Origin of the sequence: Streptomyces sp. NBC_01451 (genome assembly GCF_036227485.1) — a bacterium.
Lineage (GTDB): Bacteria > Actinomycetota > Actinomycetes > Streptomycetales > Streptomycetaceae > Streptomyces.
Genome location: NZ_CP109479.1, coordinates 225,292 through 238,115, shown reverse-complemented (window position 1 = coordinate 238,115; position 12,824 = coordinate 225,292). Strand labels below are relative to the sequence as shown.

The window sequence follows — 12,824 nt, the reverse complement described above, 5'->3', positions numbered from 1 at the left end:
CCTTTGAAACCGGGCCGGGGTGTCAGGTGGGCAGGTGGTTGCTCTTGCGGATCTGCTTGTCGAACGTTCCGGCGGGGACGAGGCGGCGAGCCGTGGTGACGCGTGCGGCCAGCGTTCCGGCGGTGTAGCGCAGCTTCGGCTTCTTGTCGGTGGCCGCGGTGACTATCACCTTGGCGACGGCGGCGGGGTCGTCGCCGGCCTTCATCGCATCCGCGATCATCCTGTCGAAGTCGCGCCGTCGCTCCGCGTACAGAGGTAGCGGGGTGTCGGGCTGTGCGGCGTTGGTGTCGAAGCTGGTCTTGGTGTAGGCGGGCTGCACGAGGAGGACCCGCACGCCGTGCTCGCGGACCTCGTGGTCCAGCGACTCGGAGTAGCCCTCGATCGCGTGCTTCGCGGCGACATAGAGGGCCATGAAGGGCTGGGGGGCGACCCCGAGGACGGACGAGATGTTGATGATGCGTCCGCCGCCCTGGGCGCGCATATGCGGCAGGACGGCCTTCGTCATGCGGATGACGCCGAGGACGTTGATGTTCAGGACGTTCTGGGCCTGGGTGACGGAGTTCTCCTCGACGGCGCCCGCCGAGCCGATACCCGCGTTGTTGACCAGGACGTCGATGCGTCCGTACCGGTGGATCACCTCTCCGACCGCGGCGGTGGCCGAGTCGTCACTGCCGACGTCGAGATCTAGGTACGTCACACCGGCGGGCGGGGTGAGTCCGGAAGTCCTGCGGCCGGTGCCGATCACCTGGAAACCCGCCGCGGCGAAGGCGCGGGCCGTCTCCTTGCCGATCCCCGATGAGGCCCCTGTCACGAGCGCCACCTGCCGAGTTGTCGCCATGGCAGACTCCCTTGGATTGGAATTACGATCGTATGCCTTACGGTCGTACGACCATATGTCGGTCGTCGGTCGCTGGCAAGGGGGCACGTCCGGCGATCTGGGAGAGGATCCGGAAACGTGGGGGGGTGCCTCTATGTACTTCGTCAAGGCGTCCCTGTCGGGTTTGGGGTAATTCGGTCTTGCTGGGGTCATGCGGCGAGCTCGACGTCCGCGGGCGTGCGGGATTCGTAGAAGGTGCCGTCGCGGAGCATGGCGAACAGGACGCTGATGCGTTGGCGGGCGAGGCGGAGGAGAGCCTGCGTGTGGGTCTTCCCGCGGGCCCGGCACTTGTCGTAGTAGGTGCGGGAGGCGGGATCGTGCAGGGCGGCGAAGGCGGACAGGAACATCGCCCGTTTGAGCTGCCGGTTGCCGCCTCTGGGGGCGTGTTCGCCGTGGATGGAGGTGCCCGACGACTTCGTCGTCGGGGCGAGGCCGGCGTAGGAGGCCAGGTGGGCGGCGGTGGGGAAGCTGGTGCCGTCGCCGACGGTGACCAGCAGTACTGCGGCGGTCCTGACCGCGACCCCCGGAATCGAGGTCAGGACCGGGGAAAGAGGGTGAGCCTCCAGCAGCTGCCCGATCTGGGCCTCCAGGGCCCGGCGCTGTGCGTGGACGGCGGCGAGCGATGCGGCCAGGGAGGGAATCACGATGTCGAGGGTGCCGGTCCCCGGGACCACGACGGTCTGTTCGTCCAACGCGTCGAAGATGTCGTCGATCAGCCGCTGGGCCATGCGCGGGGCCCTGGGCCGGATGAGCTCGACGAGCCTGCGGCGGCCGGCTTTGCACAGTGCGGCGGGCGAGCCGTAGCGCTCCAGGAGCCAGGTGACGGCCTGGTGGTCGAGGCGGGGGCCCAGAACGCGCTCCAGCGACGGGTGGAACTGGGTGAGCAGGCCGCGTATCCGGTTGGACGTGCGGGTGGCCTCGGCCGCGAGGTCCTGGTCGAAGCCGACGAGGACGGTCAGTTCGGCGGTGATCTCGTCGGTGAGTTCCAGCGAGCGCAGGGTGTGCGGCATGGTGCGGGCCGCATCCGCGATGACCGCGGCGTCCTTCGCATCGGTCTTCGCCTCGCCCGGATACAGGTCGGCGATCCGCCGCATCGCAAGTCCGGGCAGGTAGGCGACCTTGCAGCCCGCGTCCCGGGCGACCGTGAGCGGCAGGGCTCCGATGGATGCGGGCTGGTCCACGATCACCAGGACGGTGCCGAACTTCGCGGCCAGTTTGTCGAACACGGCCCGCAGTTTCGGCTCGCTGTTGGGCAACTGCTTGTCGAAGACCTTCTTCCCGGCCGGGGTCAGCCCGTGGCCGTGATGGTTGCTCTTGCCGACGTCCAGGCCGAGGAACACGCCCACGTCTTCGGTGTCGAACATCGCGCCCTTCCCGGGGTGTTGAACGTGCCGGCCTCGGCATCGGTGTCGTACGCGCGCATCCACGTTATGCAGACCTGCCGCCCGCGAGCTGTCCGGCATTGCGCCGGACCGGGTGGTGGCCGGACCTCTCATCAGCGTCTCTGACGGCACCTCCCGGGCCCGGTGACACCACCCCCCAGGTCATGCCTTCGACAGGGGGACACAGTCATGCCGGGCCCGGAGGCCAGCGGCCCTCTTGCAGGACCGCGAAGAACATAACGGGGGGCCACCTTCAGCTACCTTCGAAAGTCGCTTGCCGACAACCTGCAAGGCAGGCGATGGGTACATGTGCATTGGCGCCCCGAACCCAGCACGGTCGACGAGCAGATGGTCGCTGCGATGTCCGACTCCGGCGTGCTGGTGGATACCTCGGGAGTGTAAATCTAACGGCGGATCCGACGATCATGGGAGAGACGTCAAGTGACTGACACCGCGGTGGAGTTGGAGACCGTGGAACCTGTCGAGAGCACCCTGTTCGGTCAGCCTGCGCCCGTGTCCGATGAGCAGCTGGTCGCGATGCTGGTGGAGTGGGCCCGGTCGGAGGGGCTGCAGCTGACCGGGCAGGGCGGGCTGCTGCAGCAGTTGACCAAGCGGGTCCTGGAGTCTGCCCTGGAAGGCGAGATTACCGATCACCTCGGCTACGAACGCCACGATACTGTCGGCCGGGGCAGCGGCAACTCCCGCAACGGGGGCCGGCATGACTCGTCGGCGGTCTGGACCTGGAGCACGCGAGCGTAGGCTCTCAGGAATGCGGATCGGCGAGTTGTCCACGCGCACGGGCGTGAGTCCGCGCTCATTGCGGTACTACGAAGAGCAGGGCCTGCTGACCAGCTCACGCTCCGATACCGGGCAGCGTCACTATTCCGCTGCGGCGGTCCAGCGCGTGTCGCTCATCCGACAGCTGTTCGACGCGGGTATGTCCAGCCGGGTGATCGCGACTGTGCTGCCGTGTGTGGACGTCCCGGGTGACCTGGGCGTCGCCGAGGAGACGTTCACGGCGATGATGCGCGAGCGCGACCGGATCGACGCCGACATCGCGCACCTGATCGAGACCCGGGATGCGCTCGACGTGCTGATCAGGGCCAACAGCCGGCACCGGGCGGAGCTGTCCGCGTCGCCGGAGCCGGCGGCACGGTTGGCCTGATGCTGTGACCTGCGTCTCAGTCACTTGCCCCTGACATCGATGTGAGAGGTGAGGATGGCTGCAGAGCCCGGAATCACCGGGTCGGTCACATGGGAGGCGGCAGAAGATGGGGCAGGCGTGGGGTTTCGGCAGGTATGGCGGGCCCGAGGTGCAGGAGTTCTTCGATCGTCCCGATCCCGTCCCCGGTCGCGGCGAGGTGCTGATCCGGGTCGACGTGGCTGGCGTGAATCCCCTCGACCATATGCTGCGCTCGGGTCTGGTCCCCGGGCTCGACGGCGGGCGTCCGTTTCCCCTTGTGCTGGGGATGGAGGCAGCGGGAACCGTTCTCGCCCGGGGCGAGGACGTCGACGGGTTCGAGGTGGGTGACGCGGTCTTCGGCTTCGCACTCACTGGTGGCGGCACCTACGCCGAGACGACGGTGCTGTCCGCGCCGAACACCGCGCGCATCCCGGCTGGCCTGTCCGCGACCGTGGCGGCAACACTGCCCGTGACCGGGACGACCGCGGTGGACGTGCTCGACCAGCTTGGCCTCCCGGCCGGTGCCACGGTCTTGGTCAACGGGGTCGGGGGTGGGGTCGGCCTCGTCGTCGCCCGGCTGGCCATCGGGCGCGAGTTGCGTGTGATCGGCACCGGGAGTACCGCCAAGCGCGAGCAGGCCGAGGCCATCGGGGTGCGGTTCATCGACTACACCGCCGGGGACGTCGTCGCCGCGGCACGCGAGCTGGTTCCGGACGGCTTCGACGGGATCGTCGACCTGGTCGGAGGCGCCTCGCTGCGGACGGTCGCTCCGCTGGCCCGGGATCCCCGCAACGTCATCGCCGTGGGTGATATGTCCGTGCCCGATCTCGGTGGGCGTTTCATCGAGCGGCGCCTCGACCGGGAGAGTCTGGAGCGGTCCGCCAGGCTGGCCCTCGACGGAGTTCTCGCACCCGTGATCACTGCGGTCCATCCGCTCTCCGACGCCCTGGCCGCACTCGCCTCCGTCGAGAACGGCCACGCTGCGGGCAAGGTTGTCATCAAGGTGGCATGAGAAGTGGCCTGACCGCCCGGTGCCGTCAACCATCTATAGCGGACTGGCGAGAGCCCGTGGTCAGCCATCACCAACTGAGCACGTTCACCTGTACGGGGTTGAGCACGTTCAGGCGTACGCCGACACCAGGCGAAGTGGGGGCGAGCAGCGTTGGAGGGAGGTCGCCTCCAAGGCGCCGCCCCAGCGTGGGTGATTCCGGCCTGGGGTGTGCTGCAGCAGCGCGGTGAGTTGTTCTCTGAGGTGACCGGCGGGCAGGCGCACGGAGTGTGTGGCCATGGTCAGCAGGGCGGCCGTGGCCGGCGCAGACTGCGGGGTGATCCTCCAGGACGTGTCGAGCCGAGGCGGGCCCTTGATCTGCGGTTCGCGGCTCTCGATGAGCTCTTGTTGCGCGTCGTGGTGGCTACTGGAGGCATCGAGCAGTCCGGTGGGCGCGGACACTTCGGGGTGGTGCGGCCATGCTGCCGAGATGACGGTGGCCACGAGGTTCAGAACCATGAACTGCAGCCCCGGCCGGTGTCCCTGCCTCGCTCTCCAGGTGAATCCGCGAACCGGAGACGACGAGCCGACGGGCGCCGAGCCCATGTCGCTCACCGGCCATGCCGCCGACCCGCCACGACGTGATCCATCGCCGCTGCCAGCCCTCGGACAGGGTCAGCCGGTCCGGTGCCGTTTCGTCACCCGCATGCTCCACGATCAGCATGTCCAGGCCGCATGAGTCGGACCGAACCACCGGCCTGGTCGCAGAAGCCATGCATCCAGAGAAGCAGCCACGGCATGTGCTGTGGCGGGATCGCCGAAACTATTCGAAATTGCTCACCAGTGACGGAGGCGTTCACTCGTGACGGGCGAGCTTGACCGCGGAAACGAGCAGGATCACGGCAAGGGCGGTGTCAGCCCAGTTGTCACCCAGCGGACGGCGATTCCACTGCCCGAAGGGGTTCCACCGGACGGTCAGAAGCTCCAGCTGTAGAGGCCACCACCCGTGCTCACCGCCGACGTCGCGAGCCGGGCAACTCCCTGCAGGACCGCCAATAGATCATCGTCGGTCATATCGTCCCCGTCGGTAGATTTGAGCCTCGTGGTCCAGCGACCTGCCAACTCCTCCAGTTCGGCGGAGCTGGCGCTGGCCAACGCCCGGGTCAACCGCTGCGGCAGAGCGAACACCTCAACGCCATCGTTCAAGGGGGCGGTGACCCACTCCGGCCACGACCACCCAAGGAGCTGCTCAAGCGGCGGGACCTCGGCCGAGGGCTCTTCGAAGTACATGTCCCACTCGGCGATGGCGCTGTCTGGCTCAATGAAACGGCAGGTCACAGACTCAAAGGCCCGACTAGGTCCCCGCAGGCGCGTCGCAGCGGCAGTCTCATCGTCGGGAGCGAGGAAGAACACTATGTCGTGGGCCATCTCGGCATGATGACAGCTCGCCGTGCTGGCGCCGGTGACAGGTATCGCGACCAGGTGACACCCAGCTCGACCTGTCACACCTACAGAGAGTCACCGGCAATACGATCGCAAACTGTCGTGCTCCATCACAGCCGAGGGGCGCGCCGCGGCCTCGCGTGTTCGAATATTAGTTCGATAGCGTGAGTGGAGGAGGTGGATGTCATGAGGGCGGGAGTTCACGTGCGGGAGGTGTCGAGTGTGATGCATGTGCGCTGCCCCGACCGTCTACCCGAGGACGTTTTCCGGCAGGTCCTGGAACTGCTGGGGGAGCTCTTCTCGGTCGTTCAGGCGCTGCCTCCGTCCGCGGCGCTGGTGGAGGCGAAGGGCGCGTTGCGCTACCAGGGTGTCGACGCCGCGAGGCTTGGTGATGTTGTGCGATTGCGGAGCGTGGCGCTGCTGGGTGTCGACGTGCGGGTCGGGGTCGGGCCGACGATCACGGTCGCGGCCACCGCCTCCCAGCAGATCAGCCAGCCTGGCGGCGTCCTCGCGATCGACCCCGGCCAGGTCGCCCACTGGCTGGGACCGCTTCCTGTCGACGCCCTGCACGGCATCGGCCCCCACCACGCGGCTGTCCTGCGGGGATATGGCGTGGACTGCGTGGGCCTGCTCGCCTCCCTGTCGCCGGCCACCGTGCAGCGCATTCTCGGAGGCCGTGCCGGACGCCTGGCCGCCGACCGCGCCCGCGGCATCGACCCCCGCCCAGTCGCCCCACGGTCCCTGCCCACCTCTACGAGCGTCAGTCACCGGTTTCCTCGGTAGACCCTGGACGGAGCCGAGGTCCGCGCGGCGCTCCTCGAACTGGTCGTCCAGCTCGGGCTGCTGCTGCGCCGGCGCGGGCAGGTGGCCCGCGGCCTGGCCCTGACGCAGAAGTTCGCCGGTGGCCCGTCGTGGGAGAAGGCACGCCGCTTGCCGGAGGCTTCGGCGCATGATGACGACCTCAGGACTGTGGCGTACCGGCTCATCGATGCTGCGGGCCTCCAGCGGGGCCGTCTCACCGGTCTCGTTCTCCGGGGCGAGGACCTGGTCGGCGCCGACCAGGTCGCCCAGCAGATCAGTCTCGACAAGGAGCGCGAGGACCGGCTGGTCGCCGAAATGGTCAGTGACCGTATCCGTGACAAGTTCGGGCCCGGCTCGATCGGCCCGGCCGCCACGCTCCTGCGCGTTTCCTGACCTTCGCCTGCCACAGCCACCTGCGCGGACGCGACGATCGGGTCGCTGGTCGGCTGATCGCCGTTCGGGTAGGGAGCACCAGGCTCGTGCTCTGCCCGCCCTCAGGCCTCCTTGGCCGGTGGTGGCGCGGCGCGGCCCTGAGGGCCGGGTTCTGTGCCGGGCGGTACCGGTGGGTCTTGGGCCTGGGAGGACTGGCGGGCTGTCCGGCGCTGTTCGGCGTCCTGGATGGCCTGTCGGAATCGGTTCACCTCGCGCAGGACTGCGGCGCGGGCGGCGGTTCCTGACGGGCTGGTGGTCTTGCGCCGGTTCTTCTTCTTGTCCTTCGGTCCGCCGTGGTCCCCGCTTGTCAACTGGACGCGTTTGGCCGAACCGTCCCGTCGCTGCCTGCCGCCGCTGGTCATGCCCTCCACGCTATGCCCGCTCCGCCGTGTACGGCAGGGGTACGGCGAGCGGGACCAGGGAGCGGAAACCGCCCGCTCGGTGGGCGGGCTTCGGCAGAATGCCGGGGCCGGTCAGCGGCCCCGGAGTGCGGCGCGGATGGCGTCGGTGTAGGGCCGGATGAAGGCCTGTGCACGCTGTTCGGCCTCGGCGTGCTCTTCGGCGGTCAGGGCCCGCCGTACGCACAGTTCGGTGATCTCGACTTCGTACGTGCGGTAGTCGTCCGCGGGCCGGGGCAGCGGGACGGGGTACAGGTGCCAGCCGTGCCCGGTCGCCCGCCACAGCTGCCGGTCGCCCTCGGCGAGGCTGCCGAAGTGCTCGATGAACATCGCCACGACATCCGCGGTGAAGTACGTCGACGGCCGGTCGCCCGCCGCGCACCCCGGGCAGTCGTCCTTGCCCGTGCACATCGCCAGGCGCCGGTCGTAGCGCGGCGGCCAGAAGCGCGGGTGGGCGCGCTGCTGGGTGTAGGTGCGGCCGACGCGCAGGCGGCGGACCTCGACTTGGCCGCCGGCCTCCAGACTGCGAACGGCTCGCCGTACGGCGGCGCGCTGGGCGTCGGTCGGCTGCTCGACTTCGTAGACGATGCGGGCGAGGCCGGTGACCGAGGCGGCCAGCGAGGTGCCGTCGACGGTGCTGAGGCCGCCGGGCTCGCTGCGCACGTACGCCAGCACGGCCCGCTGCACTCGCCCGAGTCCTCGTGACACGCCTCCAGTGTCCCGCTCCGCCGCAGTCTGGAAAACGAGCACTTACGGTTCCGCCCGCGGTGATCGGAGTGAAGGTGTTGGGTATCTCAGCAACGAACGCTTACGACGCCTGCGGCCGCCGGTGGGGGCCCGGGGCGACGCAGGCACTGCTCAACGACCACCTCACGCAGGCCTTCGAGGACTTCCAGAAGGGCTGGCTGACTGGGCATGGTGCCTGCGGTGCGCGGGATGACCGAGAGCCGCCTGGAGGCATGAAGGTAGCTCTGACTGGTTTCGTTCGCTAGAGATTGTTTTGACTAATTGGTGCCAGTTATGCCTGTGTGTCTGAGGGCCTCGCTAAGCTGAGTGCCGCCATCGGGAGGGGACGTGATCGCTTGCTGTGATGGCAGCACGCCGGCGATGACTGCCGGGAACCTGAGCTGAGGAGGGGTGTTGGCAGGATTCACCGACGGGGAACTGCAGGGGCTCGCGCAGCGCTACAACGAGCCGCGTAAAGCCCGGCAATTACTCGGGCGGGCCGGATACCCGAAGGATCGTGTGCCTGAATTTATGGACGCCAGCTCGTTCTGGTATGAGATCAACCAGGAGATCGATTCCGGGGTTATGACCGACGGCAGGGACAGGATTCTTGCATCGGATGGAGCCCTGTATCCGGCACGTCCGATCGGCTCCTCTTCGGGTTCCGGTCAGAACCCTCCTCCCAATCCACAGCCTCCGCCGGGACCAGGCTCGTCCTTAACGCCGAATCAGGTCGCCATCGCAGGAGCCGTGATCGCAGGGTTGGCCGTGGTTATTGCCGCCGTGGTGACGGGGCTGTTCGGTCTGATTGACGATGATGATCCCAAGGGCGACTCCAAGGGAAGCAAGACGACCACAAGCACGCCCGGCACGGCGGGCGGGTCATTGGGCACGACACCAACTGTCAGTTCGTCCCCTCTCAAGGGGAAAACCTTCGAGGAACAGGCAGGGAGCCGTGGCGCGCGTACCTACAAGGATCCGACACGGCTGTCGATCACGGGCACGAACGTTGGAGCGTGGCAGAAGGTCGACGTGGTGTGTCGTAGGTACGCGCCCAGCATGGACAGCGTCCTGCCTGACGGCTACTGGTACCTCATCGCTTCTAAGCCGTGGAGCAGTCAGTACTACGCACCCGCCAACTCGTTCATGAACGGTGACAAACCCGGCGAGTCAAACCACAGCACGGATTTCAACGTGCCGGAGTGCAACTAACGCGTACTGGTCACCCGCCCGGATTCCGGCGGAGCGCGGGAGCCGCCACATGTTCGGCAGCGTGGTTGCCCCGACCACGCCTCCGGTTGTGCCGCGTCCAGCCACGGCCACGGCTGGTTGCTTCTCGTATTGCCCTTCTTGGCGCCCTTCTTGGTGTCTCTCGTAGTGCTTCTCGTAGTGCCCCTCATATGGCCTCGGCTGGTTAACAGTTGGCGTTAGGTCACGCTCCTGACCAGGTCGACAAGGGCCGGATACGCGCTGGCCTGGTGGCCGACTACTTTGCTACGCAGGGTCTGCGGGCGAAGTACAGACCCGTGCCGTGTCGTCTGCGGCGGCCGTACGTCAGGTGGGCCGGTGCCCGGACTCCGTCCAGCGGACTTGCCGGTCGGGGTCGTGGACGGGGCGCCACACGGGAGTAATTGTCAATTCCTGTGGATCGGTGGTGGTGCGCTTCAGCCTTCCTCGGGCTTCTGATCCTTGGCTTCGAGGAGGCGGCGGAGACGTCGGATCTCGGCGATCAGGCGGGGAATGTCCTGGCGGGCGTTGGCGATGAAGTTGGCGTTCTCGTCCCAGCGTTCGTCCGCGACGTCGACATATCGTGGCTGCTGGACCAGGGTGGCGGCCACGATCTGGCGGTGGTCGAAGTCTGGCCAGCGTTCGCCGGCCCCGGTGTCGGGGACAGTACTGATGGCGACGAGGCTCATGGCAAAGTCGTCGTCCAGCTGGCGCACGTGCCAGGGGCCGGGAGTCGCAGCACCGGCAAGCTCCTCGATCTCGGCGAGTTCCTCGTCGGTCAACGGATCGGGGGTGTCCATCAGGCTGCCCGCTCCTCGCGCTCATCCAGCTGACCACGTTCGAAACGGGCTCCGGCACGGACAAGGGCAACGAGGTGGGGCGCGTTCACGGCTCGCCAGCGGGCCTGAGCGGACTCGATGAGCTTGAAGACCATGGCCAGTCCGGCCGCGCGGGAGCCGGCGCCCTTGGTGACCTTGGTCCGCAGGCGCACGGTGGCGAAGGTGGACTCGATCGGGTTGGTACCAGGTATGAAAGTTCGTGGGTGCCGCTGTCCGTGTCCTGGTGACCGGGCTTCGGTCTGGTTATACGGTGCGACCGTCAGGACTAGGGGTGCCCGGGGAATCAGCATGGGCAGGCCGATCTTGAACGATGGGCTGTGAGCCCGCCTTAGTAGTTGGCCGCCCCTGCGACTTGCCTGGCTGCGTCGTGAGCGCGATTCCGTAGGTGTCGTTTCGCCCAGCTGATCCCCGTACCGGGTGCATCTCCTGTGTGGAGGTTGATGATGGGACGGTTCATCGGGCTCGATATCCACCGCGACTTCGCGCAGGTCGCGGTGGTCGAGGACGGATTCGTGACGGACTGGGGCCGGGTGGGGTGTCGGCCGCAGGCGATGCGGGAGTTCGCCGCGAACCTGCGCCGGGATGACCAAGTGGCACTGGAGGCCACCGGCAACGCGACGGCGGTGGCTGTGCTCCTGGAACCGCACGTGGCGAAGGTGGTGATCTCCAACCCGGTCAAGACCCGGGCGATCGCCGAGGCGAAGGTCAAGACCGACAAGGTCGACGCGCGCATCCTGGCGCAGCTGCTGGCCGCCGACTTCCTGCCGGGTACCTGGCTGCCGGACGAGCGCACCAGGATGTTGCGGCGCCTCAGTTCCCATCGCGCACAGTTGGTGCGCGGCCGCATCCAGGTCAAGAACCAGGTCCAAGCGGTACTGCACCGCAATATGCTGCCGCACCCGCCAGTAACGGACCTGTTCGGCACCCGCGGCCGGGCCTGGCTCGAGCACCAGCCACTCCCGGTCGACGAGCGCGAGACCGTCGATGCGCTGCTGCGCCAGCTCGACTTCTACGGCCAGGAGCTCGCGGCGGTAGAACGGCGCCTGGCCGTAGAAGCGCTCGACGACCCGGTCGTCAAGCGTTTGATGACCATTCCGGGAGTGGACGCGATGACCGCGGTCACGCTGCTGGCCGCGGTCGGCGACTTCCAGCGTTTCACCAGCGCGGACAAGCTGGTGTCCTACCTCGGCCTGAACCCGCGGGTGCGCCAGTCCGGCGGGGCGCCGGCCCACCACGGGCGCATCACCAAGGCCGGATGCGGCAAGGCCCGCGGGATGCTGGTGCAGGCCGCATTCGCCGCACTGCGTTCCCCGGGCCCGCTGCGCGCCCTGCACCAGCGGATCAAGGCCCGACGCGGCATGCAGATCGCGATCGTGGCGGTCGCTCGCAAGATCGCGGTCATCGCCTGGCACCTGGTGACCAAGGACCAGGACTACGCCTTCGCCCGCCCCAGCCTCGTCGCCTTCAAACGACGCAAGCTCGAGTTGACGGCCGGGGCCGAACGCCGGATCGCGCGGCGCGGCCCGGGCTACGACTACAACAACAAAGACCTGCGGCGCCAGGAACGCGAGATCGCCGAACAGGCCGAGCGCGCCTACGCCGTGCTGGCCGCCCACTGGCAGACCCAGCGCCCGGCCGGCAATCCACGCCTGCCCGCCATACCAGGCGCAGCGAACCCGAGTCTGTGACCTGCGCTGCTTGACGATTACATCCGTGGTCCGCAGATGGATCCAGTGCTCGGCGGGGAAGTCGAAGAACGCCAGGAGTTCGTCCTCGTCGTCCGTGATCCGCTTGACGACTTTGGGGTACTTGGCCCTGTAGGCCCGTTCGAAGTCGCGGACGGCTCGGGCCGCGTGCTCCTTGTCCTCTGCGTTGTAGATCTCCTGGATCGCGCGCTTGGCCGCGGGCTGGGCTGACTTCGGCAGCGCGTCCAAAACGTTGGCGGTTTTGTGAACCCAGCACCTTTGATGGCGGGTGTCGGGGAAGACCTCGCTCAGCGCGTTCCAGAAGCCGAGAGCGCCGTCGCCGACGGCCAGGACCGGAGCCCGCATGCCCCGACGGGCGCAGTCCCGCAGCAGGCCCGCCCATGCCTCGGACGACTCGCGGTAGCCGTCGGTCATCGCGATCAGCTCCTTCGTGCCGTCCGCGCGTACCCCCATCAGCACCAGGACCGCGGCCTTCGCCTCCTCCAGGCGGATGCGCAGGTGGACGCCGTCTGCCCAGACGTACACGTAGTCCGTGGCGGACAGATCGCGGTCCTGGAATGCAGTGTGGTCGGCCTGCCATTGGGCGGTCAGCCGCGTCACGGTGGCGGGCGAGAGGCCGGCCGAGGAGCCGAGGAACTGCTCCAGCGCGGGCACGAAGTCGCCGGAGGACAGGCCGTGCAGACACCTCAGGCGCCTAACTCGTCAAGCCGAGCTGGTGTGGGTGTTTGGGGAATCGAACACTCTCGGCTCGCTGTCGTGGCTTGCGTGCGGATCTCCGGTCGCGCAAGAGTGCAGTTGACGAGGAGCTTGGGACTCATGTCG

The 12,824-nt window shown here is 67.9% G+C and carries 13 protein-coding genes and 3 pseudogenes; 7 read left to right on the top strand and 9 right to left on the bottom strand.

The genetic code is table 11. The features are described from left to right. Window positions 1–22 precede the first annotated feature (22 nt). Window positions 23–838 (bottom strand): oxidoreductase, encoded by an 816-nt coding sequence (locus OG595_RS01080; protein ID WP_329266846.1) that lies wholly within the window; start codon window positions 836–838, stop codon window positions 23–25. Window positions 839–1,026: 188 nt separating this feature from the next. After that, entirely contained in the window at window positions 1,027–2,241 is a 1,215-nt protein-coding gene (locus OG595_RS01075; RefSeq protein ID WP_329266844.1) for an IS110 family transposase, read from the bottom strand. A gap of 555 nt (window positions 2,242–2,796) precedes the next feature. Between OG595_RS01075 and OG595_RS01070 the strand changes: the two are divergent. The 3 genes and pseudogenes from OG595_RS01070 to OG595_RS01060 form a co-directional block, all read left to right on the top strand. Further along, a pseudogene (locus OG595_RS01070) lies at window positions 2,797–2,976 on the top strand (transposase); the annotation flags it as partial. Window positions 2,977–3,028: 52 nt separating this feature from the next. Further along, a complete protein-coding gene (locus OG595_RS01065; protein WP_329266842.1) occupies window positions 3,029–3,424 on the top strand; it encodes a MerR family transcriptional regulator in 396 nt (131 codons plus the stop codon). Window positions 3,425–3,530: 106 nt separating this feature from the next. Continuing rightward, window positions 3,531–4,454 carry an NADP-dependent oxidoreductase gene (locus tag OG595_RS01060; RefSeq protein WP_329266840.1) on the top strand — a complete coding sequence of 308 codons (924 nt, stop codon included), beginning with the start codon at window positions 3,531–3,533 and terminating at the stop codon, window positions 4,452–4,454. 108 nt (window positions 4,455–4,562) lie between these two features. On the opposite strand, the gene OG595_RS01055 is transcribed toward OG595_RS01060, so the two are convergent. Both OG595_RS01055 and OG595_RS01050 read right to left on the bottom strand, forming a co-directional pair. Further along, a complete protein-coding gene (locus OG595_RS01055; RefSeq protein WP_329266838.1) occupies window positions 4,563–4,949 on the bottom strand; it encodes a hypothetical protein in 387 nt (128 codons plus the stop codon). 456 nt (window positions 4,950–5,405) lie between these two features. Beyond that, a complete protein-coding gene (locus OG595_RS01050) occupies window positions 5,406–5,858 on the bottom strand; it encodes a hypothetical protein (protein WP_329266836.1) in 453 nt (150 codons plus the stop codon). Window positions 5,859–6,059: 201 nt separating this feature from the next. Here OG595_RS01050 and OG595_RS01045 point away from each other — a divergent pair, with 201 nt between their 5' ends. Beyond that, window positions 6,060–6,656, top strand: coding sequence for a hypothetical protein (locus OG595_RS01045; RefSeq protein ID WP_329266835.1), 597 nt, complete (start codon window positions 6,060–6,062; stop codon window positions 6,654–6,656). Between the two features lie 3 nt (window positions 6,657–6,659). Beyond that, the gene (locus OG595_RS01040; protein WP_329282554.1) at window positions 6,660–7,067 is read left to right on the top strand and encodes a DinB/UmuC family translesion DNA polymerase; all 408 of its coding nucleotides are present in this window, start codon (window positions 6,660–6,662) and stop codon (window positions 7,065–7,067) included. A gap of 101 nt (window positions 7,068–7,168) precedes the next feature. Here OG595_RS01040 and OG595_RS01035 read toward each other — a convergent pair whose 3' ends face one another. Continuing rightward, the gene (locus OG595_RS01035; RefSeq protein WP_329266833.1) at window positions 7,169–7,468 is read right to left on the bottom strand and encodes a hypothetical protein; all 300 of its coding nucleotides are present in this window, start codon (window positions 7,466–7,468) and stop codon (window positions 7,169–7,171) included. Between the two features lie 111 nt (window positions 7,469–7,579). Further along, window positions 7,580–8,212, bottom strand: a complete 633-nt coding sequence (locus OG595_RS01030) for a hypothetical protein (RefSeq protein WP_329266831.1) — start codon at window positions 8,210–8,212, stop codon at window positions 7,580–7,582. 432 nt (window positions 8,213–8,644) lie between these two features. Here OG595_RS01030 and OG595_RS01025 point away from each other — a divergent pair, with 432 nt between their 5' ends. Further along, window positions 8,645–9,442, top strand: coding sequence for an effector-associated domain EAD1-containing protein (locus OG595_RS01025; RefSeq protein ID WP_329266829.1), 798 nt, complete (start codon window positions 8,645–8,647; stop codon window positions 9,440–9,442). A 452-nt stretch (window positions 9,443–9,894) separates the two neighbouring features. On the opposite strand, the gene OG595_RS01020 is transcribed toward OG595_RS01025, so the two are convergent. Then, window positions 9,895–10,257, bottom strand: a complete 363-nt coding sequence (locus OG595_RS01020) for a hypothetical protein (protein ID WP_329266828.1) — start codon at window positions 10,255–10,257, stop codon at window positions 9,895–9,897. Then, a pseudogene (locus OG595_RS01015) lies at window positions 10,257–10,478 on the bottom strand (IS256 family transposase); the annotation flags it as partial. The pseudogene OG595_RS01015 and the gene OG595_RS01020, both read right to left, overlap by 1 nt. Before the next feature lie 261 nt (window positions 10,479–10,739). On the opposite strand from OG595_RS01015, the gene OG595_RS01010 reads away from it, so the two are divergent. Next, window positions 10,740–11,984, top strand: a complete 1,245-nt coding sequence (locus tag OG595_RS01010) for an IS110 family transposase (protein WP_329266827.1) — start codon at window positions 10,740–10,742, stop codon at window positions 11,982–11,984. Between the two features lie 15 nt (window positions 11,985–11,999). Here OG595_RS01010 and OG595_RS01005 read toward each other — a convergent pair. Continuing rightward, window positions 12,000–12,683: pseudogene (locus OG595_RS01005) on the bottom strand (IS256 family transposase); the annotation flags it as partial. Window positions 12,684–12,824: the final 141 nt, after the last annotated feature.